Below are 25,839 nucleotides of genomic sequence, written 5' to 3'. Positions count from 1 at the left end.
ATTGGCATTTTATCTTACCAGGGTTAATGGTTCATACCTCGTTAAACTTTTTCGTTTTAGTGATTGCAACCTTTGCTGTTTAATATGATCCGGCCGTCAATAACCTCGTAATTTGCACCGATTGCCTGACAAATTGCGTTCATTCTTTGTTTAAGATTTTCTTCTTTAAAGCTGGTGGTGATCGGGCATTGTGACAGCATTTCTTTATCAAAAACGATGGTAATGCCATACATTTTTTCCAAAGTTGTCAAAACGTCTGCAACCGGCTGATCGTCGAATATCAAGTCCTGGTGCGTTGCGGATTCTGATAGCAAGTCGGGATTTGCTACAATTCCTTTTTCCAGACGATTTTCTTTTTTATTAAAAATAACCTGCTGATTTGGATGAAGTATCACGCCCGAAACTTCATGATCGTCCCGATCTGATAATGTTTCATATTCCCTTTTCGGATAGACTGACACTTTACCCGTTTTGACAAAAACCATCACAGTATTGGCTCCCTCAGGTGCTTTTACACGAAAACTTGTCCCCAAGACTTTGGTAACTGTTTCATTGGCAAAAACAAGAAATGGTTTTGATGGATTTTTTGTAATGTCAAAAAATGCCTCGCCGGTCAGCACTACTTTTCGTGTATCGCCTGAGAATTTTGATGGAAATTTCAAGGAGCTGCGGGTTTTTAACGTAGCCACACTTCCATCGCTTAACAGAACCGTCATGTCCAGACTGCTGTCATTCCTTTTTTCAACCAAATAAAAAGAAGAGCTTTTCTCCGTCTTTTTGGAAAACTGATTGCCGTAATACAAATAGCTTAGTCCTGAAATAAGCGTAATCACAGCAGCAATCCTTAATAAGGGATTTGTAACAAATGAAATCCGGTTTTTATTCTTCCTGCACTCTGCAATTTCTACCAATGCGTCGATTTCTGACTGAATACGCTCCTCGCTTAAATCGTCTTTATATCGTTCATGAATACTTAAAACCAGTGCCACAGCCTGATTGACCGTAATATGCTGTTCCGGATTTTGAGAAAGCCAGTCTTTCCAAAAAAGAATTGATTCACCGGAAGGATCAAGAACCCATTGACGGAATTTCTTATCAGTCGCGAATTCTTCCACAGAATAATTACGGTAATCGATCATAAATATTTTTAAACAGGCATAATAGCAAAATTCTCAATTGTGTGAATAGTTCAAAATAAAATTTACATTTTACTATTCTACTGGTTATTTAAATATGTATGTCTGATTATTGGTCTTGGATAACCAAAAAAATCAAAATATTTTTTTGAAATAATGCTATTATGTTGAAGGCCGGCTGGAAATCAGCAGAATGATATCAAAATAAGTCCCCAGAAAAATTCTGCGGGCATCCAGATATTCTTGATTTCTTTGATGGTGCGGTAAAGAAGATTGGCAACACTCTGGCGCCCCAGGCTCATAATCTGAGCAATATCTTCATTTTCCAGATTTTGATAAAAACGCAGGTAAATGATTTCCTGCTGTCTTTTTGTAAGGTGGGAAACGATTTGATTTAATCGTTTAATCTGATGTTTCAGATGTTCATTTTCAATGATCAGTGATTCGACGGAAAGATCAGCTTCCGCGGCATCAAACGATAATTCATTGTGCTCTTTAAAACGTTTCAGGCGAACGCTCTCTTTTATTAATTTATGGCGTAATGCCTTTAAAAGATAAGATTTGACAAATGCCGTCTCTGATAAAAACGACCGGCGCTCCCAAAGTTCAAGATACAATTCCTGGATGCAGTCGCGGATAAATTCTGTGTCGGAGGAGAATTTGGTCGCGTAATTATACAATGCGCGGTAGTGAACCTGTGCAAGTTCGCCAAAAGCCTGCGCATCACCAGACTTGAATTTATGCCACAAGTCTGCGTTGGGATCGGAGTGGGCGGATATGTTTATTTCATTATTCAAATTGAAGACTGGTCGGTATTGTTTAAATAAATCAATAAATTGTCATATTTAAAATTAACGCTTTTATATTATCTGATATCCGTGTAATTGAAATAATCTGAAATTGAGATAGGGGTGAGGTAGTAAAAGGATCTCCCCGGCCATCAAAAACGGCCGGGGAGATAGTGGGATTTTTACTTAACAACTTTCAACTTTCCCTGCATCAAAGTGTAATGTCCAGGGAAGGTGCACAGATATTGATAGATACCAACTTGTTTCGGTGCAACAAAATAGATTGACTCTGTTTTTTCTGGTTCAACGATGTTCGTATGGAAAAGTACGTCGTTTGTTTTTGGAACGTAATTCATTTCTGTTCCTTTCAAACCAAGATTTAATCCTAATTCTCCAACGGTATTGGCGGTGCCGGGTTTTACCACAACCAGGTTATGCAGCATATCATCATTGTTGTTAAGGTTAAGTCTGATTTTGCTTCCGGCCTTTACCTGAATTTCCGAAATATCAAATTTTAATCCCGGAACTGTACCAATGTTGATTACCTGATCGGGGCCTTTGGTCCAGGATGCCGGCATTTCAGTAACACGTTTGGCAGAATTTGTTTCAGCACCTTTTGCGTCAGACGCTGTCATAGCACTCATATCATGCGCCATAGCAGGTTTTGAACTTACTGTATATTGCGCACTTGTAAGAGCCGCGCCACCTGCAATTTCATTCAAAGTGTAGTAGCCAATGTTATGTAAAAGCGAAAGTCCGTCTGTTGACTGAACCCCTTCTGCTTTTAGTTCATGAATATAACCTTTTCTCAAAGTAGACGGATCAATCACAATACGTGCACGAAGTCCGTCTTCTGAAACTGATATACCCTTGATAGCCAGTTCATTTGTATTAATGATCGGGCTGCCGTAAATGTGGTGATATTTGTATGTGAAACTGCTCAGTTTGTAAGAATCAGATTTCGAAGCAGTTGCTTTGTCAACAGGAGAAGTAAATGTTACCTCAAATCCATCTGGCATAGAACGGATATTTTTCATTTCAAAGGGAGTCTGACCGGTCCATACCAAACGCTGGATACCAAAGTCTGCTTTACCGGTTGCTGACCAGCCACGACTTGTCTGTCCTACGAACATAGATCCATCCAAACCCCAGACCATACGGATAATACCTGATTCAAAACCTTCGCGGAAAGGAAAACATGCGCCCTGGTAAACGCCATTTACTTTTTCCATATCCACACGCATCACTTTGCTATGTCCCTGGTCACCTACAAATATCTGTCCCTGAAAAGGTCCAAAAGCTCCGCCGGTAGTATCTTCCTTAAAATCAGAAGTTGAAATTCCCATCAAAGTATGCGGAAACCATACTGCTGGTGGCTTTATTCCCGGAACACGTTTTGCAACATCGTAAAGTGGTTCTCCTGTATCAGGAACGTCTTCCGCCTTTAATTTAACCGGCGAACCTGGCTCGCTGCTCCATCTTAATCCGGCAACATTTCCTGCAAAATCACCTTTTTCCAAATGCGTCATACGGCCTGAACCAACCCAGTCGCCCTGGTTTTCAGTATAGAATATATCTCCTTTGTATGAACCAAATCCCGCAGGAGAACGAAGACCTGTGGCATAAGGCGTCAAAGTGCCATCCTGGCCAAGTTTCAGCATCCAGCCTCTCCATTTGGACTGGCTTGCACCACGCCCGATCCAGTCGAGGTTAAGCGTTACCAGCATTTCTCCGTTTGGCATTTGAATAGGTCCGTACGAATACTGGTGATAGTTTCCTGATAATGGCCAGCGTGCAAATGAGTCATAAACGTCGGCCACACCATCATTATCTGTATCAACCAGTCTTGTAACTTCTCCGCGTTGAGATAATAAAATATCTTTTCCACGGTAAAATAATCCCAGCGGCTCATGAAGACCGGAAGCAAATCGGTGGAAAGTTGGCTGGCCGTTACCTTTCATGTAAGGATTGGAAATCATCCATACTTCTCCGCGACGTGTTGAAGCAGCCAGTCTGCCATCGGGCAAAACTGCCAGTCCGCCAACTTCCATCTGGATATTCTGTGGAATCGGCATAGTGACGATCCGGTAATAATCATCTTCGGTTTTTGCCTTGTTCTGCGCCTGTCCAGCGAGGCAGCCAAGAGAAAGCAGGGTTGTTAAAACTATATTTTTCATTTACTACGATATAAAATTTTTAAACAAAAAGATAAGAAGAGAGAAACTACCAGAACATGGAGTAACTGCTTGCATTGGAAACTGGCATCAGTAACTCCTGTCCATCGCCGGAAGTTCTCAAAATCGCTTTTGCTTTTTTATCAATTTGTACATAATAACGGTTATCAATCTGATAAAGACCTTTTTCAATCATATGGATTTCTTTTCCGCTGGCCAGCAGAGAATAAAGCGCACCGGCTGGTGTACCCTTCACATCATATGTAACGGTGAGTGCCTCGTTGGTAGCAGTAATATGATCGCTTACAGTTGCAGAAGCAATTGCATACCGAATGGAAGGATATCCCTTTGGATCAAGGGTGTAGCCTAAATAGTTTACATTGGCAGAATCAGGCCATGCTGCTTTTTCATTTTCCAAAATAGCAAGATTACTTTTTCCTGAAACAGGAACCGTCAATCCTGCCGGTTCAAGTAGTTGAGGCTCACCGCGTTCATACCACATTTCAGTAACATTGGCAAATTGGCCTCTCCACGCTTGCAGCAAGGCGCCCCGGTTAAGATCCATCGTGTAGCTCCATCCGGTTGGACTTCCTACTGAAATACAATGCGTGCGTTTGTATTTTTCACCATTCAAAAGAATAAATGAACGAACCATTTCCGGGCGTAAATCAGGATTTACACCGATATAAGGTTTTGGCTCAGGCTCAGGAAGAGAAGAAAGAACGTGCAGATCATAGGTACGGATTCCTGCTTTTTGTACTCTCAGACCCAGAGCCGGCTGGCGCCATGGAAAACGGGAATAGTGAATTTTAAATTTGTGCGAACCTTTTGTCAGATTTACAGAACCTGAATGAGATTCCTGTGACGTGCTTTCGCCAGCCGTGATAATGGCTTTTCCGTCAACATCAAAGGTGAAAACGTTACCCTGATAAATCGAAGTGAAGACGTAATCTCCATCTTCTTCGGCTAACATTTCGCCTTCGTAGACCAGGTGAAATTCGCGCATGCCGTTTGTTACCTCCTGCGTCAGACTATTTGTTTTATCTTCTTTTTCAAGTTTTGAATAAGTCGGAGCGTCCCATTTGTCTGAATACAATTTATAACTCAGGTTGTGCAACGTCAATGGCTTGCGGTCATTTAATAACTGGTAACCAATGTTACGAAATGCGATAGTACCTTTCGTAACTTCCAGACCGATAGACTGGGCATCGCTTATTGATTTGGATAATGGCAGATAAACGCTTTCCAAAACTATAACATCGTTCAGTTTCAGGGTATTTAAACGAGCAGAATTTTTAGCAGTCGCCACCGAAGCGTCATAAGCAAGTTCAACGGTTTGCCATAATCCCGGGGCTTTTGAAGCATTTTGAACTGGAAACTGTCCAATGTAGCCACTGGTCATAGCACTTGTTTCCAATTGTTTGTTATCGGCTAGTCGAACACGCTGGCCGCCTGGAAGTAGCACATTTCCTTCTGCTCCTGGTGAAAGCATAAATTCAGCATAAAACCGCAAATCTTTGGCCTTTACTTTTGTGGTAATGGCAGCACCCGTTGTTCCTACAAGGATGCCCTCACCGTTGGTGGTTTTAGCGGTTTCTGATTTTACCGGATGCATGGAGATATTTCCTTTAACAGACCAGTTGGAACCGGCATTCTCGAAGGAACTCAGGTCTTTTAAAGTAATGGGAGAATAGTTTCCTTTTCCTGTTTGGGCTGTAACCGCGAGGGGAAAAGCAAGGAGGAAAAGACAGAGTTTTGGGATGGTTAAACGCATTTTAAATATTAAGTGTAATGTTCACATTTAAAAAGCGAAGTTCGGGTTTTTTTCTACTAATATATTATGATTTATTATAAATTTTTTTAACAGGAAAATTATTAAACGCGAAATGGGAGGATTGATATTTTTCAATTGCCCGTACCTGTTGCCCTTTACCGTAAAGCGATCGAAGTTTTATACGAAGGGCGCAAAGGATAAGAAAATTTAACGGTTGTAAAAGAATAGTGTACAAAAAACCTTTGTTGTTCTTTGTATGCTTCGTGGTTATTTTTTTCAGCAGCACAAATCGTCCATTTTTTCTCCATCACTCAGCTTAAAATAATAACTTTGAAAAATTGATTCTGAAAATAAATGATCTCCTTCCGTCATGAAGTTTTTTTTGAGGTAGCCAATCATCTGAGCTTCACAAAAGCAAGTCAGGTACTTAATCTGAGCCAGCCTGCCATTAGCCGGCACATTAAATCTTTGGAGGAACAATACAAAACCAGCTTATTTGAGCGTGTTGGAAACGCAGTAAAGTTGACTTTGCCCGGAAATTTGCTGCTCGATCATTTACGGCAGGCGAAGGAAGTGCAGATCCGTTTGTCTTATGCATTAAGCACACATCAGGATGAGTATAACGCAAAAGGAGAATTGCGGCTGGGGGCCAGCACAACCGTAGCCTTGTATATCATTCCGGAAATTTTATCGGCTTTTCGTCAACGATACCCCAATGTCAGAATAACGCTTTTGAACCGGAATTCTGAAAACGTCCTGAAAGCTTTGGGAAATAATGAAATCGATCTGGGCATTATTGAAGGGCAGACAAAAACAACATCGGTAAGTTACCGGTATTTTCTTTCCGATGAAGTAATTGCCGTTTGCTCTCCCAAAAGCGAACTCTGGTATCGGGAATCTATCAATTTGGAAGAATTGAAAAATTATCCGGTCGCATTAAGAGAACGAGGTTCAGGGACGCTGGATTCTGTTAAGGCCGCATTGGCTGAGGTTAATATGAAAATTGCAGACCTTAAAAACAATATATCTTTGGGAGGAACTGAGGCTTTAAAAAACTTTCTTCTGGTTGATAACTGCCTTGGATTTTTACCATTGCGGTCTGTCCGGAAAGAACTGGCGTCAGGAACTTTAAAGCAGGTTTTTATTGAAGGGCTGCATGTGCAAAGACAGTTTTATTTTATTCAGCGGCATGGTTCTGAGAGCGATCCTTTCGGACAGGCATTTGTACGATTTGCCTTGCAAGGTCATAACAACATGTTATAGTGTATATTCAAATAGCATTGGTTTAGCTATGATCGAACTTCTACTTTTGATAAAAATAATGTCAAAAGCATGGAAAATACGATGACCCTGACCTCGCATGTGACCCACCTTGAATGTGCAATAAGTAAGAAGAAATTTGATCACCGGCAAGTACAAACTTTTTGCTCCAATGATGCAGAAGGTTGGAAAGCGCCACTATTTGCCAAATATGATTTTTCTCAATATGTTGATAAAGATGTTCTCTTAGACCGGGAATCTTCCTTGTGGCGATATTTTGAATTTTTACCCGTTCTTGATCCTGCAAATATCGTCACCCTCGGCGAAGGAATGACCCCACTTTTGCATCTGGAAAATCTTGCCAAAGAATTCGGGATCAATAAATTATTATTAAAAGACGAATCCCTAAATCCTACCGGATCTTTCAAAGCGCGCGGCCAGGCTGTTGCGGTTTCTAAAATGAAAGAATTGGGTATTAAACAATGTATCGTACCCACTGCCGGAAATGCCGGTGGCGCTTTGGCTGCATACGGAGCAAAGGCAAATATTGAAGTTACCGTCGTGATGCCACGTTTGACACCTGAAATTTTCAAACAGGAATGCAGATATTTTGGTGCTGAGCTAATTTTAGTAGATGGATTGATTAACGACTGTGGCAAACTCGTTGCTGAAATGAAAGCTGAAAATGGCTATTTTGATGTTTCTACAATGAAAGAACCCTACCGTCTTGAAGGAAAGAAAACGATGGGTTTTGAAATTGCAGAACAAATGAAGTGGGATTTACCAGATGTGATTTTTTATCCAACCGGTGGCGGTACAGGATTGATCGGCCTTTGGAAAGCATTTGAAGAAATGAAACAAGCCGGCTGGATCACAGGAAAATTTCCAAGACTGATAGCGGTTCAAACTGAAAATTGTCAGCCGATTGTCTGGTCCTATGAAGGCAAGCATAAAAATGCCTCAGCCTACCAGGCTAAACCGTCGATGGCGAATGGTTTGGCTGTTCCATCTCCTTTTGCAGAAAGACAAATTTTAGAAATCCTGAAAGAATCCAACGGATTTGCTATTTCGGTAAGTGAGCAGGAATTGCTTGACGGTGTTAAAACTTTGTCAAAAAGAGAAGGGTTGTTTGTAGCACCAGAAGGTGGTGCTTTAATACCTGCGATGAAAAAAGCGATTGAAAATAAATGGGTTAGCCCCGACGAAACGATTTTATTACTAAATACAGGAAGCGGCTACAAATACGCCGAGAACCTTCAATAATATTACTATTCCTAAAACCTGCCTTTTTTTAATAAAAGTTGAGGGTTGAAAGTTAACAGTGCAATGGCACTTTCAACTTTCAACCCTCAACTTTTTAACTTTTATCTACGTAAGGTTATTTCAAAATCCACATAACCCCATTAATATCATCATTACCTGCAAACTGGCTGGTCAAAGCTGCTTTGTAGTTAACGGTGTTTGCAGTTCTTTCCGTACTGATATACTGGAAGCGTTTCGCGATACGCTCACTATTTCCGGTACCAGGACCTGTTGTGAAATTAGGAACACCAGTGCGGCGGTAAGTGAAATATGACTCCAAACCGGAATGGCGGAACAGGGCCAGATAGCGCTGGTTCAAAATTTCTGTTAAGCCCGTAGCACCTGCTGCGTATTTAACAGATGATTGAGCATAATACGTATCAAATGGCGTATTGACCGGGTAGCTGTTATAAACCGCTGTACTCCCAGGACTTCCTGAAGCGATAAAATAGGCTGTGAACGATCCTGAGGCAGGAATACCATAAGAAGACCAGGACGCCAGGATTCCGGCTTTGTAATAATCCTCAGCAGTTCCCAATGCGCCTTTTGTCGCCCATCCTCTGTTGATCGCTTCGGCAATGTTAAAACACATTTCAGGATATCCGATCTGAACACTTGGTTCGCCGGTGAAAGTCTCATAGTAATGTTTACGGTTGATAAGCGAATACTCACCAGCGTTTGCTTTTACATACATAATACCCAAATCTTCACCAGGATCAGCACCCAAAAATGCGTTGAAACTTGTAGGACTGGTACCCGCAGCAACTTTTGCCGTGGCAGGTTCGGTAGTAACAAACACACGTGGATCCATCAATTTTGTAAGCAGACCCACGTAGGTTGCGGATGAATTTTCACGTAGTGCATTAAATCCAAATGAACCTGGGTTTTCCGGATATTTGTTGGTCGGGTTGATGTAAGTATACTGAAGATTGTCATCCGTACTTGTCATCAATGGATACTTCACCGGATCAGCCAAAATTGCAGCGAACTGCGATTTTATGTTCAAGTCAGTATCGCTTTCTTTTTTACTCAGATGAACTAAGAGTCTCAAACGATATGCGTTGACCGTTTTTTGCCATTTTGCCACACTGTTTCCAAAATAAATATCACCGGCTAGGCGGGTATCAGACTGCGCCACCAACGTTCCAAGCTGTGTATTTGCTTCGTCAAGCCATTTCAGACTTTGAAGAAAAACAGTTTTCTGAGAATCATAAACCGGATTCAGGTTCGTGCCTCCTAAAAGTGCTTCCGTCATAGGAATATCTCCCATCTGAAGGCTCATTTGTGTGAAAAAATAAGCTCTGAAAAATTTACCCAACGCAGCGTAAGGATTGATTTCTGTTGTATAAAGTTTCGCTGCCTCTTCTTCCATTTTGATCACGTTTTTCAACGTAGCGTATTTGTCTTTTCCTTCTCCAAATACATACTGGTTATTTCCATAATAGTCATAATTGATCAGGAAATACTGGTCCCATTTTTCGTAATCGCCTGCCGGAGCATCATACAAATCGTTCAGAATTCCAGTCAATAGCAAAGAAGGCGGAACCGTTGTGGGCTTGTTGGAGTTTAGGTTAAGTTCATCAAAATTCCCTTCACAACCTGCCAGCAGGATCAGTGCCACAAAGGGCAATAATCGTAGATATATTAATTTTTTCATGTTAAATGCTTTTGTACTGATTAAAATAATACGTTTAGATTGAACCCGTATCTGCGCGTAGTTGGAGACTGTAATGCAGTATCAGTTCCACCTGCATTGTACTGATCAAGATCTACGTCTTTAAAGCGCTTGTCTTTATAGAAATAAATAAGGTTACGTCCAACCAGTGAAACAGTTACTTTTTTGATGAACGAATTCCCCAGGATTTTTGAAGGAATAGTATATCCAAAAGTTACTTCACGCAACTTGGCGTATGTTTTGCTCATCAAATTAGCCTCCGTTACTCCGTAATATGAACTTACCCACGATTGTACAGATTTAACGCTTGTATTTGGCGTAAACTGTAACTCGCTGTAATTCAAAATTGCACCTGTCTGTGAATCAATATTGATAGCCTGTCCGTTTGCAACAACTACACCATCTCCTACATAACTGCCTTTGTAATTAGGATCACCTGCATTTTGATCGTCCAGGTCACGTGCTACGCCAAGGGCACCTTGGATAGTTTCAATATTTCTTCCTCCACGCATGGTTTTGTTGTGCATATAATCTGCTGTTTTTCCACCAACACGTCCGTCAAACTGGAAACCAAGAGAGAAACTTTTGTAGGCAAATTTGTTGTAAACACTCCATGCAAATTTGGCATTCAAATAGCCAAGAAATTGCTGTGTTGAGTTTGCCAAAGGTGATCCTGAACTGTTATAGATCACTTTTCCATCCGTAGTTTTCAGGAATGCGCTGCTATAAAATTTATCAACACGATCGCCTTTATGGAAATATGTTTTGTAAACAGACTGTCCTTCCGGCAATTCATTATAAACTTCTTTGAAAGAACTGTAATTCACCAAAACATCCCAACTAAAATCAGCCGTTCTGATTGGCGTTCCTGTCAGCGAAATTTCATAACCTGTTTTCTTGGTTTTCAATGCGTTCAGGTAATAGTAACTATACCCTGTTGCAGAAGAAATAGGGTTTTGAAGAATTTTCGGACCGTCAAGATATTGGAAAGCAGTAAGGCTAAGCCCTAAGCGATTTTGCAAAAATTTAGCATCAACACCACCTTCAAAGTTTACACGGTTGAAAGTTTTGATGTTAGGATCGTAAATATTGCTTGTATAATAAGCAGCAGTCTGGCTGTTATATGGTTTTGCAGTTGAATAAACCGAGGAAAGTGAAAAATCCGGTCCGCCATAAGGTGATTCATAATTACTGCCATATCCCAATGGATAATCCATCAATGAATTTCCAGTCGGGCTTGCGCCAAGTGCTGTGATCGAGTTGAAAGGAGCAACACCAACCGTTGCATTTGTTGCATCACCATGAATTGCAGCGAACGATCCTCTAACTTTCAGGAAGGAAATAACTTCGGGAAGTTTGATATAATCTGAGATCGGAGAAGCAACAGAAACGCTAGGGTAGAAGTAACTGTTGTTACCGCTTGGTAAAGCAGAAGATTTGTCAACACGGCCTGTTAACGAAAGCGTAGCATATTTCCCAAAAGACGCATCCATAGAAGCATATCCGCTATAAACTCTCATTTTTGAATCAAAGCTACTTGCCTGAATTGCATTCAAAGAGTTACTGAAACTGTAAACACCTGGAACACTCAGGTAATCCGTAGAAGTAAAGCTTGAATTGTAAGTAAACAATCTGGCATTTCCACCTACAAAACCTGTAAGATTGAAGAATTTACCAATGTCATAATTGTAGTTAAACTGCGCGTCCGTATTGTTTTCAAACAAATTTCTGCGGTCTTCGCGGTAGTCACCTTTGTTTTGATCACGCCCGTAAGGGTGAGCCGAATAAGGCATTTTTTCTGTACGAAGCAAGTTGTAAGTCGTTACCTGGGTGCGGGCATTAACGTTCAAGTGATCATTGATTTTATAATTTCCTGAAACATATCCGAAAATATCCGTTTTATAATGTCCTCTGGTCCATTCTTTAACCTGGAACCATGGATTGTGATAACGCTGATATTCAGCAAAAACAGATTGTGTACCTACTTTTCCTTCCTGCCAGATTCCCTTGATATCCGGAGATTCAACATCCCAGTCGGCACCTGTCCAAACGGCCACGTTATAGATCAAACTGTTCGGGCCATAATCAACATCCGGAAAGTTTGGTGAATATTGACGGTTCAGGTTCAAATTCGCATCAATTTTCAAACGTGAAGTTGGGTTGAAAGAACCGAACATGTTGAAGTTTGTGATATTAACCGCGTTGTTTGGGATAATACTTTTCTGTGTGGAATGCGATGCAGAAAAACGCAGACTGTAATTATCACCGCTGGTACTCAAAGAAATATTATTTGTGCTTTGAAAACCCGTTTGTAAGAAACGTTGCAGGTTATTTTTACCGCGAGCCACATATGGAGTAGGCGTAATATGACCTTTCCACTGATATCCGCCTGGGTAAGTTGTTACAAACTCCTGGTTAGGATCGTATTTCCCATCGTATTGAGGAATTAACTGTCCACGGAATTTTGGTCCCCAAACATCATAGTCATTATCGTTTAACCCACCACCTTTTCCATCACCAAATGCATACAATTGGTTTTCACCACCGCCGTATTCATCCTGTGTTCTTGGAAAAGCCAGGAAACCTTTGTCGATAGCGTTTGTTGAATTGAACTCAACATTCCATCCTTTTTTCTTGTTTCCTTTTTTTGTTGTGATCAAAATGGCTCCGTATTGTGCACGGCTACCATAAAGTGCCGCTGCCGTCGGGCCTTTTAATACTGTGTAAGTTTCGATATCGTCCGGACTGATGTTCCAGGTGTCTGAGCTAATTGGCACACCGTCAACCACGTAAAGGCTGATTTCGTTACCTCTCAAAATAACCGTTGGTTTTCTCAGCATCTCAGCAGAAGGTCCAACAGACAAACCCGCCACTTTCCCGATAAGACCGGTGATCGGGTTCTGGTCACGTGCCATGGTAAGGTCTTCACCTTTAACTTCCTGTACAGCGTAACCAAGTTTTCTTGTTTCTTTTTTGATACCAAGCGCAGTAACAACAACTTCCGACAGTTCGCGGGTGTCTGTTGCCAAATCAATATTCATCATCGACTTGTTTCCTACTATGCTTTCCTGTTTCAGAAAACCAATCGCAGAGAACATAAGCGTACTTCCACCATCCGCGACAGTGATTTTGTAGTGACCATTTTCGTCGGTGTTGGTTCCTGTGGTGGTGCCTTTTAATACAATGGAAGCACCGGGGATCGGCTGGCCGTCTGATACGGATTTTACTGTCCCTTCAACCGTACGCACCTGGGCGAACAAATCCGGAACAAAACATAACTGGATCATGAGCAAAGCAATCAGGACCTGCCTCCACGGCAAGAGCATCCTGTTGCGCACGCGTAAAGATCGTTTCATAAAAGTAAAGTGGTTAAAAAGTGAAAATTTTAGGCAAAAGATTTTAGGACATAAAAAAGACTGGAAACGGCCTGAATTATGAATGCACAAACTTACTTGTATAGTATTACTTAATTATTAATGAATTATTAATAAACCAAAATACAGGTAATATTTAGATAATCAAATTATTATTTTGATATTTTTACTGTACAACAAATTAATAATGAGTGCTATATGAATATGTAGATTGTGATGTAGTCCTTAAATTAAGAGCTGTGCGTGAAAATTTTTTTCTCAGGTTATGTTTACAAATTTTGGCTAATTTGTAAAAGCATAATAATAACATGAAATTCTATAACGCAATTATTTTTGTAACTATTAGGTGATTTATTTTTTGATTTGACCGCAGATTTCGACACATTATTTTTCAAATATGAAGTATTATAAATCAATGAATTTCCGGGAGTCGGTGCAGGGCTATGAAACAGAAAAGGTTTATTCGTTATTTAAAGAAACAGGCCTGACTGTACGATGAGTACAAATCAGGCCTGTTCAAATTGTTCTTGATCTATTCTTATCAATGCGCTTCAAGCCAGTTGGCTCCGATGCCGATTCCTGTTTCCATTTTTACTTGTAGAGGAATGGCATTACGCATAAGTTCATCCACTTTTTCTTTCAGGAAATCAACTTCATCACGATGTACGTCAAATACAAGTTCATCATGAACCTGCAAGATCATGCGTGATTTTAGATTTTCATTTTTGATGAAATCGTGAATGTTAATCATCGCGACCTTGATCATGTCTGCGGCAGAGCCTTGTATTGGCGCATTGATTGCGTTTCGTTCAGCAAAACCACGGTTAGTCTGATTTCTTGAATTGATGTCCGGAAGATACCTTCTGCGTCCCAGAATGGTTTCAACATAATGCTGGTCGCGGGCATCAAAAATAACTTTGTCCATATACTGCTTCACCGCCGGAAATTCCTCAAAATATGACTTGATAATTTCGCTTGCTTCTCCTCGGGGAATTGATAAACGTTGTCCCAAACCAAAAGCAGAAATTCCGTAAATGATCCCGAAATTAACCATTTTCGCTTTTCTACGCATATCAGAAGTCACATCTGCCAAATCAACCTTGAACACCTTACTGGCCGTTGTGGCGTGAATATCTCGGCCCTGGTTAAATGCTTCAATCATACTCGCATCCTCACTGAACGCTGCCATTATACGTAATTCAATTTGCGAGTAATCCGCTGACAGAATTTGAAAATCATCATTATCAGGAATAAATGCTTTTCTGATTTCCCTTCCTCTTGGTGTGCGGATAGGAATGTTCTGAAGGTTGGGGTTGGTCGAACTTAATCGTCCGGTGGCGGCAACTGCCTGGTTATATGACGTATGAATTCTTCCCGTACGCGGACTCACCAATGTCGGCAATGCGTCCACGTATGTCGATTTTAACTTTTGCAATTCCCGGTAATCCAGAATTTTCCTGGCAATTTCAAACTGACCTTCCAGTTCGGACAAGATTTCTTCTCCGGTGGCATATTGACCCGTTTTGGTTTTTTTCGGTTTGTCAATCAGTTTCATTTTATCAAACAAAACTTCACCCAATTGTTTTGGGGAACCAATATTGAATGACTGACCCGCAATTTCAAAAATCTCGGATTCTGTTTTTCGCAGATCACCTTCCAAAACCAGTGACATATCGGCCAGTGCACTAATATCAAGTCTCACACCCGTATTTTCCATCGCTGCCAAAACCTGAACAAGAGGCATCTCAACGTTTTGGAATAACTTTTCTGCGTTATATTTTGGAAGTTCTTTAACGAAAATGTTGTTAAGCTGTAAGGTAATATCCGCATCTTCACCTGCATATTGCGTTGCCTCCGGAATGGCTACATCACGCATATTTCCCTGTTTAACCCCTTTTTTGCCGATTAAAGAAGTAATGGAAACAGGTGTATAATTCAGGTAAGTCTCGGCCAGAATATCCATTCCGTGACGTTTGTCAGGTTCCAGCAGATAATGGGCGATCATCGTATCCTGCAACTTTCCTTTTACTTCAATACCATAATTTTTTAGTACCAGTATATCGTATTTTACATTCTGGGCAATTTTCTCAATATTTTCATTTTCAAAAACTTCCCTGAAATATTCTACAATTTCCTGAGCAATCACCTTATCAGCCGGAACCGGAATATAAAAAGCTTCTCCCGGCAGATATGCAAATGATAATCCAACCAGTTCAGCATCAATAGTTTCCAGTGCAGTTGTTTCAGTATCGAAACAAAAAGCAGATTGCAGGCTCAGATAATGCGCCAGACTTTTTAAGGTTTCAGGTGTATCAACGGTGTGGTATCTGTGAAAACTATTATCGATCGTTTTTTTAGCTAGAAGCGGTATATCCGATTCTTCTCCCTCAAAATTATCTGATGCGGAAGATTCGAAATTTGAAATATCGCTGTTTTGTTGCGTGGGAACAGTTTCTGCCACCGCATTGCCAAACAGATCATATTGACCTTTTTTATCAGCAGTTTTAGTTGGCTGCGCAGGAGTGGCGACGGAGGAACTGTCAGGTCCCAGGATACGGTTACGGAGTGTTTTAAATTCCAGTTCATCAAACAAGGCGTTGACTTTATCACGATTTGCGGAGCAAATTGTCAGATCTTCTGCATCAAATGGAACGGGAACCTGAATATCAATTGTGGCAAGTCTTTTACTTAAAAGTGCTTGTGCGCCATGCTCACGAATCTTTTCTCCAAGCTTTCCTTTTATTTCGTCAGCGTGAACCAACAGGTTTTCAATGGTATCATATTCAGCAATCAGCTTCTGCGCTGTTTTTTCGCCGACGCCAGGAATTCCCGGAATATTATCGACCGCGTCGCCCATCAATCCAAGCATATCGATAACCTGGTCGATGCGTTTGATTTGCCAGCGTTCCAATATTTCGTTGATCCCAAGTTTTTCCGCGCCCTTGCCCATGAACGCAGGCTTGTATATATGTACATGCTCCTCCACAAGCTGACCAAAATCCTTGTCCGGCGTCATCATAAAGACTTCAAAATTTGCTTTGGAAGCTTCCTTGGCGATGGTGCCAATAATATCGTCAGCCTCAAAACCATCCAGAATCAAAATTGGAATACACATAGCTTCCAGCAATTTCTTGACATAAGGTATGGCGACACCAATATCTTCCGGCTGCGCCTCACGTTGTGCTTTATAAGCAGGATATTCAATATGCCGGAAAGTTGGGGCGGAAGTATCAAAAGCTACACCGATATGCGTCGGTTTTTCCTTTTGCAAAACTTCCAGAAGCGTATTGGTAAAACCAAATACTGCACTGGTATTCAACCCTTTCGAAGTAATTCTGGGTGCTTTGATAAAGGCAAAATGTGCACGGTAAATCAACGCCATGGCGTCGAGCAAAAATAGCTTCTGGGTGGGTTTCTCCATAAGATTTCTTTATAAACGAAAATCAAAGATAATGTAACGCCGGTTATTTTATGACTTCCTTACCTAAATGCAGTTCAAATTTTGCTTATGATTCTGCAAATTGGCATCTTCGCTTTAATTTTTAGGCAAGACTTATCCGTTATCAGAGAAAAATGAAAGCAATGAAAAAACAAATTACGTTAGCAATCTTATGTTTGGGTGTGGTGATGATGCAGGCTTGCAAGGGGCCGGAAGGACCAGCAGGACCGGCGGGTGTGGGGACGACAGGTGCCACGGGAGCAACAGGAGCAACCGGACCGGCGGGAACGGCCAATGTATTTTATTCAAGCTGGGCAGCTGCCGGCGCATGGACAGGAATTAATTTTAACAGCGTTCAACGTTCATATATTGACATACCGGTTGCACGCATTACACAGGATATTCTGGATAAAGGTGTCGTACTGGTTTATGCAAAACTAAATCTTGGAGATACGCAGATCCGCCAGCTTCCGGTTACTGTGAAATCCGGTTTTACCGAGGAATTAATTGATTTTTCTCTGGCTTTGAATACGCTTAGAATCTGGTCTACGCCATTTGACGGAAATGCACAACCTTCTGCAACATACCAGTTTCGTTATGTGGTAATCCCTGGCGGCCAGGCAATACGTATGCAGAGTTATGAAAATCTGTCTTACGAAGATGCTGTAAAAATGTTTAACATTCAGGATTAAAACTGGGTAAATGTAAGCACAAGATTTGCTGAAAATATAAAAGCTGCCGTTCGTATCATCAGGACCGGCAGCTTTCTTTTTTGTTTTTAACCTCAGATTATTATGCAAAAACGAATTTTTTTACTGATTTTCGCCGTTATCTTTTTTTCGTGTAACCATAGTAAAGAAGTGAATCAAACATATAAATGGCCTGATGTTAAACCTCCTGTTGCAGATCAAAAACCGCATGAAACCGGAATGCACGGAGATAAAAGAATTGACGAGTATTACTGGATGGCCGATTTTTTTACCGAAGGTCCTGACAGTGATAAAGTAGTGGATTATTTAAAAGCTGAAAATGCGTACACCGATACGATGATGGCTGCCACAAAGCAGTTTCAGACAAATCTGTTTGCTGAAATGAAAGGCAGGATCAAAGAAAAGGATGAGTCAGTTCCGGTTTTCAAAAATGGTTTTTTCTATTATACCCGTAGTGAAGAAGGGGAGCAGTATTTTAAATATTGTCGTAAAAAAGGAAGTCTGGAAGCTGCTGAGGAAATTTTGCTTGATGTGGATGCCATGGCTAAAAACCATCCTTATTATTCTGCGTCCGGTTTTAGTATCAGTCCGGATAACAAACTTTTGGCTTATGGCGTTGATACAGTTTCAAGGCGGCAGTATACGATTTACATAAAAAATCTGGAAACCGGCGAGACTTTGAAGGATGCGATATTTCCTACAAGCGGAGGTTCTGTCTGGGGGAATGATAATAAGACGTTGTTTTATACGGCCACAAATCCAAAGACATTGTTGAGCGAAGAAATTAAAAGACACACGCTTGGTGATGATGATAAAAAGGATGTGGTTGTCTACAAGGAACTGGACAATAGCAATTACATTGGCGTAGGGAAAACCAAATCCGGGAAATATATTATCATCGGCTCCTCCGCAACGGTTTCATCGGAATACAGGATTCTAGAAGCGGATAAGCCAGAAGGGGATTTTGAAATTTTTCAGCCAAGAATGAAGGATGTGCTTTATGATATTGATCATCAGAATGATAAGTTCCTGATCGTCACCAATAAAGATGCACTTAATTTTAAACTGATGGAAACGCCGCTGAACAAAACCGGCGTGGAAAATTGGAAAGAGGTTATTCCAACCAGTAAGGACGTTTTGATTGAAGGCGTTGAAGTATTTAAAAAATTCACTGTTGTAACCGAACGGAAAAACGGTCTTTTACAATTAAGAACAAGAAATATAGAAGCAAATTCTGAATACTATGTTGATTTTGGTGAACCTGCCTATGCCGCTTATATTGGTTCAAACCCGGAATATAATTCTGAAACGCTAAGATATTATTACACATCGCTCACCACGCCTGGTTCTACTTATGACTATGGTATGGTTTCAAAAGAGAAACAATTACTGAAACGCCAGGAGGTTGTGGGAGGCTATGATCCGGAAAAGTATCTTACTGAAAGGTTGTACGCAACTTCTCACGACGGACTTAAAATCCCGGTTTCTCTGGTCTATAAAAAAGGTACAAAACTGGATGGAAATGCTCCAATGCTGCTGTATGCTTATGGCTCCTATGGAAATAGTATGGATGCCGGTTTTAGCACGAACCGTCTTAGTCTGCTAAACCGCGGGTTTATTTTTGCTATTGCTCATGTTCGCGGTGGACAGGAAATGGGGCGTCAATGGTATGAGGATGGAAAATTGTTCAAAAAGAAAAATACGTTCACTGATTTTATCGATTGCGCTGAATTTTTGATCAAACAAAATTATACTTCCACGGCACATTTATATGCAGAGGGTGGAAGTGCAGGCGGTTTATTGATGGGCGCAATTTCAAATATGCGTCCTGATTTATGGAACGGGATAATTGCCGATGTTCCCTTTGTCGACGTCGTTACGACGATGCTTGATGAAAGCATTCCATTGACTACCAATGAGTTTGACGAATGGGGGAATCCTAAAAACAAAGACTCGTATGACTACATGAAATCATATTCGCCCTATGATAATGTTGAAAGAAAGGAATATCCAAACATGCTGGTTACAACCGGACTTCATGACAGTCAGGTTCAGTATTTTGAGCCAGCCAAATGGGTAGCGCGTTTAAGAACGCACAAAACGGATAAGAATATTTTATTATTGCAGACGAATATGGAAGCTGGTCATGGCGGCGCTTCGGGAAGGTTTGAATATCTGAAAGAAGTTGCGCTTCAATATGCATTTCTGTTTGCACTTGAAGGCATTGACAAGTAAAAAATAGTTGCCGGAATTCTATGATTCTGGCAACTATTAAACAATTCCGCCTCTTTTCTCTTTAACTTGTTCTAATAAGTTATTCAAAATCAGCTCCAAATCTTTTTTAAGAAGACTGTCAGTTAAAGCTCCTTCCCCATTGATCTTTTGTTTAATATTCGGAATTGATAAGAGTGACTTTTCATTTTTATAGGTACCAAGTGCCGTGAGCGTTAGTATCAGCGAAGCAAGTGCCTTGTCACCACCTGTATTCAGGGGAGAGGCACTGATGGCGGCAACAGGTTTGTCGTTAAATTCACCCGTCGAAACTGTCCAGTCCAACGCATTTTTTAGCACTCCGGGGATACCAAATGCATACTCGGGTGTACAAAAAATAACTCCATCTGCCTCTTTAACTTTCTTTCTGAAAAGTGCAACTTTTTCATTATCCATATCAACACCCGGATTGAAATGGGGAAAGGTATCAAGACCTTCAAATATTTGAAAATCAACAGAATCATCAGTCATTTCGCCAATTGACTTTAAAATATTGGTATTTGCAGAATTTACCCGCAAACTGCCTGAAATGGCCAATATCTGAATATTTTTCATGTTTTCTAAAATTGATAATTTATCTATCAGCGTTCAGATTATTCAATTCTGACATTAAACTCTGCATATCCTGATTAATGGAACGGATAGTTGATTGTAGCTGATTTAGCATAGTTGCTCTGGTATGCAGATTATCTGCATCATAAATTCCTCCGTTTTTAAACAAAAGATTAACCGTCGAGCTATCAATATTCTGATCAAGCTCAAATTTATTCCAACGATTTTTTATGGTTTGAACGAGTGGTTCCTGCTTGCTATTGCTGAACCTTTTTTCTTTCAGCATATACCATATAAACGGCGGATAAATGCTTGACTTTTCAGGCGCAAACCAAATGTCTTCAAGTACGTTACGGTCGTGGGTATAGCTTATTTTTCTGCCATGCGGTTTTATGGTCATCACAGCCAGTCCGGCCGAAATAACACCTCCTCCAATGGTAATACCATTTTGCAGACTGTTATTGCTCACTAAGACAGCAGCTACGGTGGCAAGCGCACCAATCACGATAGATGCACCCGTTAAACGAGCCGTTTTTTTATCATTAAGATCATCCAGATAACCTGCAAAAAGATCAGCGCGTTCTCCTTCACAATCCAGTTCTGCTGCGATTCCGGAAATTTCAGTTGTCAGTAAATGGAGATGATTCTGGATTTTATTACTGATCTCTAAACGACGTACGCGTCCATTCAATGTTGTGTCCTTTTTGATTACGATCAGCCTATTAATCAACGAAAGTGTTCCCGTCGCATTAGCCATTAAAATATCGTGTTCAGACAATTTTCCGGATAAATTTGTGCTGTTTGCTAGTATTGAATCTGCATTTTCGAATGGAATAAACTCAGGATTGTAGGTATATACCGTTGTCGGCGCACAATATTGGCTTGAAACATTTAATTTTAAGTGACTGGTGATGTCCGCATTACGGCAAGAGATAAATTGCGGTGCACCAAATAATATAAAAAAGGCTACCAATAAATTTTTTTTCATACCAAATAGATCAGGTGTTCAGTTTTCAATATAATACTTCGATATTGAATTTGAAATCAGAGAGATTTCAGCTTTATCACAAACGCTCAAAGGGCTGGGAGAAATTACTTGAAGAGCAGATTGTTTTTTAATGATTAAGCAAATAGGCGGATTATCCTCAGTCATTAGAACTCAGGAAATCTTTAAATGACTGGATATTTTACAAATGTTTTTTTTCAACAATTCTGTCAGACTTTCCGGTTGTATAATCTCCCCATATTCGGCAAACATCATAAACCATCGTGAAAATCCATCCATATAGGCACTCAGAAATGTCATTTCTATTTTATCACCCTGACGTTTTTCCGAAATAAAACCATAATAATATTTCTGGTTTTGTATGTATGGTAGAATATGCCTTTCCACTTTAATGATGATCGTTTCGAGATTTTCATATTGCGGCACCTTGGCCAGATATTCTTTTAAAGAAGCGTGTTTCTGGCTGAAAGTTTTTTCGGTCAATTCTATATGATGAATCCTGTCTGTCCTGAAATTCCGGTAACTGTTTCTCAGCAAACAGTATGCGATTACATACCAGTAATTGTTTTCATGATATATGCCGACAGGTTCAATCGTTCTTTCCGTTGTCTCATCTGATGCAAAAGTGAGGTAATTAATTTTTGCGACTTTCTTCTCGGAGACGCTTTTTAGCAGAATTTCCAGCGTATTATTCAGTGTAGGATTGAAGAGTGTGTACTGTTGCCTGATTTCAATATGCTGTTCCATATCTTCAACCATATCTTTTTCAGTACTTTTCAAAACCGCCTTAACCTTAAACATGGCCGACTGATAATGTGATTTCGTGGAAGGGTCTGTAAACTTTTCCATCAGTTTTTCGGCTGTAATAAAAGTCCGGGCCTCTTCCTTTGTAAACATTACGGGAGGCAAACGGTAACCTTCCATGATAGACTAACCAATGCCGGCTTCGCCAATAATAGGCACTCCGGCTTCCGCCAGCGTGTTCATATCCCTGTAAACGGTCCGAAGACTAATTTCAAACCGATCTGCCAGATCCTGGGCTTTTACAATTTTTCTGGATTGCAGCTGAATTAATATAGCAGTGATGCGGTCGAAACGATTCATAGGAGAGTTGGGACAAAAGTTATTTATGCCGCTAAATTAGTCAGATTAAACGCTTCTGATACTAATTCAAAAGAACGTTTTCTGGACTCAAAACTATCAGTCATGGTCGAAATAACAATTTCATCAACTTCAAAATCGCTTGCAAGTTTTGTAAGTTGTTCTTTTACAAAATCTTGTGTACCCGAAATGATCCTGCCGCTATTGTATTTTAACCGTTCGAGTTCACCAGCTGTAAAGCGATAATTTTTCACGACTTCCGGATTAGGAAACGGGCCCGATTTTCCTTTTTCAAATTCAATCAAAATGTAGTCCTGCATTTTCCGCATAGCCAGTGCCTGCTCTTCTGTTTCCCCACAAATGACAAAAATGGAAAGGATAGCAACCGGTGTTTCAAACTGTGCAGATGGTTTGAAGTTTTTACGATAGGTTTCCACCACATCAGGGCCAACAAAACCATTGATGAATTTGGCAACTGCCAGCCCCATTCCAAACCTGGCAGCAATTTTACTGCTTCCTCCGCTCGAACTTAAAATCCATTGCATAGGAGTTGTCACAGATTGCGGCGTAGCATAAATAAATCCTCTTTCAGTTCCGGCGGTATCACCAAAAAAGTGCTGCAAATGCTCCAGTTGCCGCAAATAGCTTGATTCGCTAAAATCATTTGAGGGATTTAGAAGTGTGGAAGTAATGCGATCAGTGCCTGGAGCACGCCCCATACCTAAATCAATCCGGCCCGGAAAAAGTGTTTCAAGCATCCTGAAATTTTCTGCAACTTTTAAAGCACTATGATTAGGAAGCATAATTCCGCCTGAACCAATCCGGATGCGACTGGTTTCATCCGCCAGTTTTACCATCAAAACCTCTGGCGTAGAGCCCGCGATGAAGGTTGAATTGTGATGCTCAGATATCCAGAAACGGCTATATCCAAGTTGTTCAGCAAGTTTTGCTGTTTCTATTGTTTCGAGAATCGCTTCGCGTACATTATTTTCGTGTCGAACCACAGACTGGTCAAGTACGCCAATTTTAATATTTTCCATGGTGATTTTCTTTTTTATCAGAACATCACCATGGCCGTTTATATTCCTGAAAAAAGGAAAATCTTGAATATTAGTTTGTCAGCAGATTATGGCAACTGAAAATGAGGATTGTAAATCAGGCCGATGACATTGTCCCAGGCATCTTTTACAGAAGCAACCATAATTTCTCCGCCAACATTTGTCGGTTCTTCATGAACCGTTGCGCCGGCTTCAACAAACCTGTTAAATTCCTTCTCAATATCATTAACTCCCCAATACATAATCACATTTTCGGTTTTTTCCTTTTCAGAATTTTCTTCCGGTTGTAGCCCAAGTTCATAACCTGAAATATTAAAACCAACATAAAACGGCTCATCAAAATAAGGGTTTGTCTGAAAAACCTTTGCATACCAATCTTTTGCCGCGTCGACATCACTGACCTTATAAATTGCTGTTCTTAACCCTAAAATTGATGATTGCATAAATTGTGATATTTTTTTAAGTTTTGACTTAAAGATAGAGGATTGATTAAAACTTAATCATCAATTTCAATAATTATAACTGATCAATACGAGCAGATTATACGATTCATTTCGCTATTGAAAGTCAATAATTGCTGGCAAAAAACACCTGAATCTGATATAAATTATTTCAGACGGATTGGAATAACAGTGGATTTTCCCTGAATTTCAAACGCGGCCTCTTCGAAATTCGCGGCCCGTGTTAGAGGAAATACATTATTGGAAAAACCATATTTTTCTTTTGGAATTCCTAAAAAATTAAGATCAATTTTACCATTGTTGTTTTCATCCAGGAAAATAGAAATACCATATTTCCCGTCAGGTATTTCATCAAATGGTATACTGATTTCGGTTAAATTTTTTACGTCAATTTCCTTCGAGAAATCAGGATCTTGTCCAGGAAATGATTCGGCAGTGCTATACCATGCAATGAAAAGTCGGCCTGTTTTATTTTGCAAATTACTTACGAGCACAGTTTGCTTACTGTTGACATTAATAAATAATGAAGAGAAAAGTAATATTGCGAAGTTGGCAGTGTGAACAATTTTCATTTATGAGTAATTTAAAGCGAATAATATGTATTTAATATTGCAAAAAACCATACCCAGCCTATAAGGAAAAGCTGCATTGGTATCCGGAACCAAAGATATTTCAGTCCATTACCGTCAAACGTACCTTTTTGATAATCAAGATGATGAATGGCCGCATAAATATTTGCGGGAAGTATGGCTATTAAAAAAAGTATTAAAAAAACTCCCGAGGAAAAACGTAATTGGGGTAACAATAGTGCAAGTCCGGCCAGAATCTCCAAAATTCCGGTAATAAAAACAAGCTCTTTTTTTAAAGGAATAAATGATGGAATCATCTTGGCCATACCTTCCGGAAATTTAAAATGCCCGATCGCGGTAAATAAGAGCATAATACACAGGGCAATATTTCCACTGAAAAGCAAGTTGGGATCCCCTGAAATTATCTCAAACAAACCGCAACTAAGTGCAAAGGAAATAAGAAGTACAAGCAATACGATCATTTTCTTGCGAAGTTGGTTTTTGTAAAGAAACTTGGATATATCTAATTTAATGGACCATTCATTGAAAAATTAATCTATGATACGCATCGATATTATCTTAGCAGGTTGTTTTAGTTTTTGATTATCTTCCCCAATTCCTGTTTCTTTGGTCTGAATCTTTTTAACAACATCTATTCCGGTAATCACCTCTCCAAAAGCCGCAAAACCCTGACCATCCGGATTCCTTTTTCCTCCAAAATCAAGTTCTGGCTGATCATTTATACAGATAAAAAATTCTGAGCCCGCTGACCCAGGGGCATTCCTTGCCATGGATAATGTTCCGTTTAAATGTTTCAGTCCGGTAATGTTGGTAGATTCATGCCTGATTCTCGGGAAGTTTTTAGTAGAATCATCGCCAAGCCCACCCTGAATTACTTCAATTTTAATCTTTTTATCAGCCTGATTATCCATTCTGACGACACGGTAAAATGTTGCCCCGTCATATCGGTTTGCATTCACATATTTAAGAAAATTACTGACGGTTATTGGTGCTTTTTCCGGATTTAGTTGAATAACAATATCTCCAATTTCTGTCTTGACCAAAACTTTTTGAGCAAACGCAAAAGAAGTTGAAAACAACAACGCTGACAGAAGAAGTAAGATTTTTACTTTGAAACTTTTCATTCTTTATCAATTTTTGTTTCATGCAAGAAATACAAAATTTCATC

20 protein-coding genes are annotated in these 25,839 nt (G+C 40.1%); 4 read left to right on the top strand and 16 right to left on the bottom strand.

All coding sequences use genetic code 11. The features are described from left to right. Positions 1-56: 56 nt before the first annotated feature. The 4 genes from LXL81_RS07515 to LXL81_RS07500 form a co-directional block, all read right to left on the bottom strand. Complete coding sequence (locus tag LXL81_RS07515; protein WP_234646110.1) at positions 57-1,139, bottom strand: FecR family protein; 1,083 nt, start codon at positions 1,137-1,139, stop codon at positions 57-59. Between the two features lie 182 nt (positions 1,140-1,321). Then, on the bottom strand, positions 1,322-1,933 hold the full coding sequence (locus LXL81_RS07510; protein ID WP_234646109.1) for an RNA polymerase sigma factor: 612 nt from the start codon (positions 1,931-1,933) through the stop codon (positions 1,322-1,324). 173 nt (positions 1,934-2,106) lie between these two features. Next, positions 2,107-4,101 (bottom strand): plastocyanin/azurin family copper-binding protein, encoded by a 1,995-nt coding sequence (locus tag LXL81_RS07505; protein ID WP_234646108.1) that lies wholly within the window; start codon positions 4,099-4,101, stop codon positions 2,107-2,109. Between the two features lie 46 nt (positions 4,102-4,147). Then, complete coding sequence (locus tag LXL81_RS07500) at positions 4,148-5,872, bottom strand: family 16 glycoside hydrolase (protein ID WP_234646107.1); 1,725 nt, start codon at positions 5,870-5,872, stop codon at positions 4,148-4,150. Between the two features lie 354 nt (positions 5,873-6,226). Here LXL81_RS07500 and LXL81_RS07495 point away from each other — a divergent pair, with 354 nt between their 5' ends. Both LXL81_RS07495 and LXL81_RS07490 read left to right on the top strand, forming a co-directional pair. Next, the gene (locus LXL81_RS07495; RefSeq protein ID WP_234646106.1) at positions 6,227-7,135 is read left to right on the top strand and encodes a LysR substrate-binding domain-containing protein; all 909 of its coding nucleotides are present in this window, start codon (positions 6,227-6,229) and stop codon (positions 7,133-7,135) included. A 69-nt stretch (positions 7,136-7,204) separates the two neighbouring features. Next, positions 7,205-8,395, top strand: a complete 1,191-nt coding sequence (locus LXL81_RS07490; RefSeq protein ID WP_234646105.1) for a threonine synthase — start codon at positions 7,205-7,207, stop codon at positions 8,393-8,395. A 115-nt stretch (positions 8,396-8,510) separates the two neighbouring features. Here the strand turns inward: LXL81_RS07490 and LXL81_RS07485 are convergent, their stop codons facing one another. The 3 genes from LXL81_RS07485 to polA form a co-directional block, all read right to left on the bottom strand. Further along, positions 8,511-10,091, bottom strand: a complete 1,581-nt coding sequence (locus LXL81_RS07485; RefSeq protein ID WP_234646104.1) for a SusD/RagB family nutrient-binding outer membrane lipoprotein — start codon at positions 10,089-10,091, stop codon at positions 8,511-8,513. A gap of 20 nt (positions 10,092-10,111) precedes the next feature. Next, the gene (locus tag LXL81_RS07480) at positions 10,112-13,465 is read right to left on the bottom strand and encodes a SusC/RagA family TonB-linked outer membrane protein (RefSeq protein ID WP_234646103.1); all 3,354 of its coding nucleotides are present in this window, start codon (positions 13,463-13,465) and stop codon (positions 10,112-10,114) included. 559 nt (positions 13,466-14,024) lie between these two features. After that, positions 14,025-16,904, bottom strand: coding sequence for a DNA polymerase I (gene polA / locus LXL81_RS07475; RefSeq protein ID WP_234646102.1), 2,880 nt, complete (start codon positions 16,902-16,904; stop codon positions 14,025-14,027). A gap of 161 nt (positions 16,905-17,065) precedes the next feature. Here polA and LXL81_RS29115 point away from each other — a divergent pair, with 161 nt between their 5' ends. Together LXL81_RS29115 and LXL81_RS07465 are read left to right on the top strand one after the other, a co-directional pair. Next, a complete protein-coding gene (locus LXL81_RS29115) occupies positions 17,066-17,614 on the top strand; it encodes a hypothetical protein (RefSeq protein WP_304488673.1) in 549 nt (182 codons plus the stop codon). Between the two features lie 102 nt (positions 17,615-17,716). Continuing rightward, positions 17,717-19,867 (top strand): S9 family peptidase, encoded by a 2,151-nt coding sequence (locus LXL81_RS07465; protein ID WP_255713670.1) that lies wholly within the window; start codon positions 17,717-17,719, stop codon positions 19,865-19,867. Positions 19,868-19,903: 36 nt separating this feature from the next. Here the strand turns inward: LXL81_RS07465 and LXL81_RS07460 are convergent, their stop codons facing one another. The 9 genes from LXL81_RS07460 to LXL81_RS07420 form a co-directional block, all read right to left on the bottom strand. Beyond that, entirely contained in the window at positions 19,904-20,458 is a 555-nt protein-coding gene (locus LXL81_RS07460) for an NADPH-dependent FMN reductase (RefSeq protein WP_234646101.1), read from the bottom strand. Between the two features lie 19 nt (positions 20,459-20,477). Next, positions 20,478-21,443: a hypothetical protein gene (locus tag LXL81_RS07455; protein WP_234646100.1), complete on the bottom strand. Its 966-nt coding sequence runs from the start codon at positions 21,441-21,443 to the stop codon at positions 20,478-20,480. Between the two features lie 171 nt (positions 21,444-21,614). Then, a complete protein-coding gene (locus LXL81_RS07450; RefSeq protein WP_234646099.1) occupies positions 21,615-22,385 on the bottom strand; it encodes a YafY family protein in 771 nt (256 codons plus the stop codon). A gap of 6 nt (positions 22,386-22,391) precedes the next feature. Beyond that, the gene (locus tag LXL81_RS07445; protein ID WP_234646098.1) at positions 22,392-22,565 is read right to left on the bottom strand and encodes a YafY family protein; all 174 of its coding nucleotides are present in this window, start codon (positions 22,563-22,565) and stop codon (positions 22,392-22,394) included. A gap of 23 nt (positions 22,566-22,588) precedes the next feature. Further along, positions 22,589-23,602: an LLM class flavin-dependent oxidoreductase gene (locus LXL81_RS07440; protein ID WP_234646097.1), complete on the bottom strand. Its 1,014-nt coding sequence runs from the start codon at positions 23,600-23,602 to the stop codon at positions 22,589-22,591. 86 nt (positions 23,603-23,688) lie between these two features. Then, the gene (locus tag LXL81_RS07435) at positions 23,689-24,063 is read right to left on the bottom strand and encodes a VOC family protein (protein ID WP_234646096.1); all 375 of its coding nucleotides are present in this window, start codon (positions 24,061-24,063) and stop codon (positions 23,689-23,691) included. A 164-nt stretch (positions 24,064-24,227) separates the two neighbouring features. Continuing rightward, the gene (locus LXL81_RS07430) at positions 24,228-24,653 is read right to left on the bottom strand and encodes a DUF2141 domain-containing protein (RefSeq protein WP_234646095.1); all 426 of its coding nucleotides are present in this window, start codon (positions 24,651-24,653) and stop codon (positions 24,228-24,230) included. 11 nt (positions 24,654-24,664) lie between these two features. Further along, positions 24,665-25,132, bottom strand: coding sequence for a hypothetical protein (locus LXL81_RS07425; RefSeq protein WP_234646094.1), 468 nt, complete (start codon positions 25,130-25,132; stop codon positions 24,665-24,667). A 69-nt stretch (positions 25,133-25,201) separates the two neighbouring features. Beyond that, a complete protein-coding gene (locus LXL81_RS07420; RefSeq protein WP_234646093.1) occupies positions 25,202-25,795 on the bottom strand; it encodes a peptidylprolyl isomerase in 594 nt (197 codons plus the stop codon). Positions 25,796-25,839: the final 44 nt, after the last annotated feature.

Source organism: Dyadobacter sp. CY356, from assembly GCF_021440195.1.
Taxonomy (GTDB): Bacteria; Bacteroidota; Bacteroidia; order Cytophagales; family Spirosomataceae; genus Dyadobacter.
The sequence above is the reverse complement of the archived record's forward strand: the minus strand, read 5'-3'. Positions and strand labels throughout refer to the sequence as shown.

Bases quoted from the DNA above. Each gene is read 5' to 3' on its own strand.
- LXL81_RS07515 (WP_234646110.1), bottom strand. From the start codon at position 1,139: ATGATCGATTACCGTAATTATTCTGTGGAAGAATTCGCGACTGATAAG.
- LXL81_RS07505 (WP_234646108.1), bottom strand. From the start codon at position 4,101: ATGAAAAATATAGTTTTAACAACCCTGCTTTCTCTTGGCTGCCTCGCT.
- LXL81_RS07500 (WP_234646107.1), bottom strand. From the start codon at position 5,872: ATGCGTTTAACCATCCCAAAACTCTGTCTTTTCCTCCTTGCTTTTCCC.
- LXL81_RS07495 (WP_234646106.1), top strand. From the start codon at position 6,227: ATGATCTCCTTCCGTCATGAAGTTTTTTTTGAGGTAGCCAATCATCTG.
- LXL81_RS07490 (WP_234646105.1), top strand. From the start codon at position 7,205: ATGGAAAATACGATGACCCTGACCTCGCATGTGACCCACCTTGAATGT.
- LXL81_RS07485 (WP_234646104.1), bottom strand. From the start codon at position 10,091: ATGAAAAAATTAATATATCTACGATTATTGCCCTTTGTGGCACTGATC.
- LXL81_RS07480 (WP_234646103.1), bottom strand. From the start codon at position 13,465: ATGAAACGATCTTTACGCGTGCGCAACAGGATGCTCTTGCCGTGGAGG.
- polA (WP_234646102.1), bottom strand. From the start codon at position 16,904: ATGGAGAAACCCACCCAGAAGCTATTTTTGCTCGACGCCATGGCGTTG.
- LXL81_RS29115 (WP_304488673.1), top strand. From the start codon at position 17,066: ATGAAAAAACAAATTACGTTAGCAATCTTATGTTTGGGTGTGGTGATG.
- LXL81_RS07465 (WP_255713670.1), top strand. From the start codon at position 17,717: ATGCAAAAACGAATTTTTTTACTGATTTTCGCCGTTATCTTTTTTTCG.
- LXL81_RS07460 (WP_234646101.1), bottom strand. From the start codon at position 20,458: ATGAAAAATATTCAGATATTGGCCATTTCAGGCAGTTTGCGGGTAAAT.
- LXL81_RS07455 (WP_234646100.1), bottom strand. From the start codon at position 21,443: ATGAAAAAAAATTTATTGGTAGCCTTTTTTATATTATTTGGTGCACCG.
- LXL81_RS07450 (WP_234646099.1), bottom strand. From the start codon at position 22,385: ATGGAAGGTTACCGTTTGCCTCCCGTAATGTTTACAAAGGAAGAGGCC.
- LXL81_RS07445 (WP_234646098.1), bottom strand. From the start codon at position 22,565: ATGAATCGTTTCGACCGCATCACTGCTATATTAATTCAGCTGCAATCC.
- LXL81_RS07440 (WP_234646097.1), bottom strand. From the start codon at position 23,602: ATGGAAAATATTAAAATTGGCGTACTTGACCAGTCTGTGGTTCGACAC.
- LXL81_RS07435 (WP_234646096.1), bottom strand. From the start codon at position 24,063: ATGCAATCATCAATTTTAGGGTTAAGAACAGCAATTTATAAGGTCAGT.
- LXL81_RS07430 (WP_234646095.1), bottom strand. From the start codon at position 24,653: ATGAAAATTGTTCACACTGCCAACTTCGCAATATTACTTTTCTCTTCA.
- LXL81_RS07425 (WP_234646094.1), bottom strand. From the start codon at position 25,132: ATGATCGTATTGCTTGTACTTCTTATTTCCTTTGCACTTAGTTGCGGT.
- LXL81_RS07420 (WP_234646093.1), bottom strand. From the start codon at position 25,795: ATGAAAAGTTTCAAAGTAAAAATCTTACTTCTTCTGTCAGCGTTGTTG.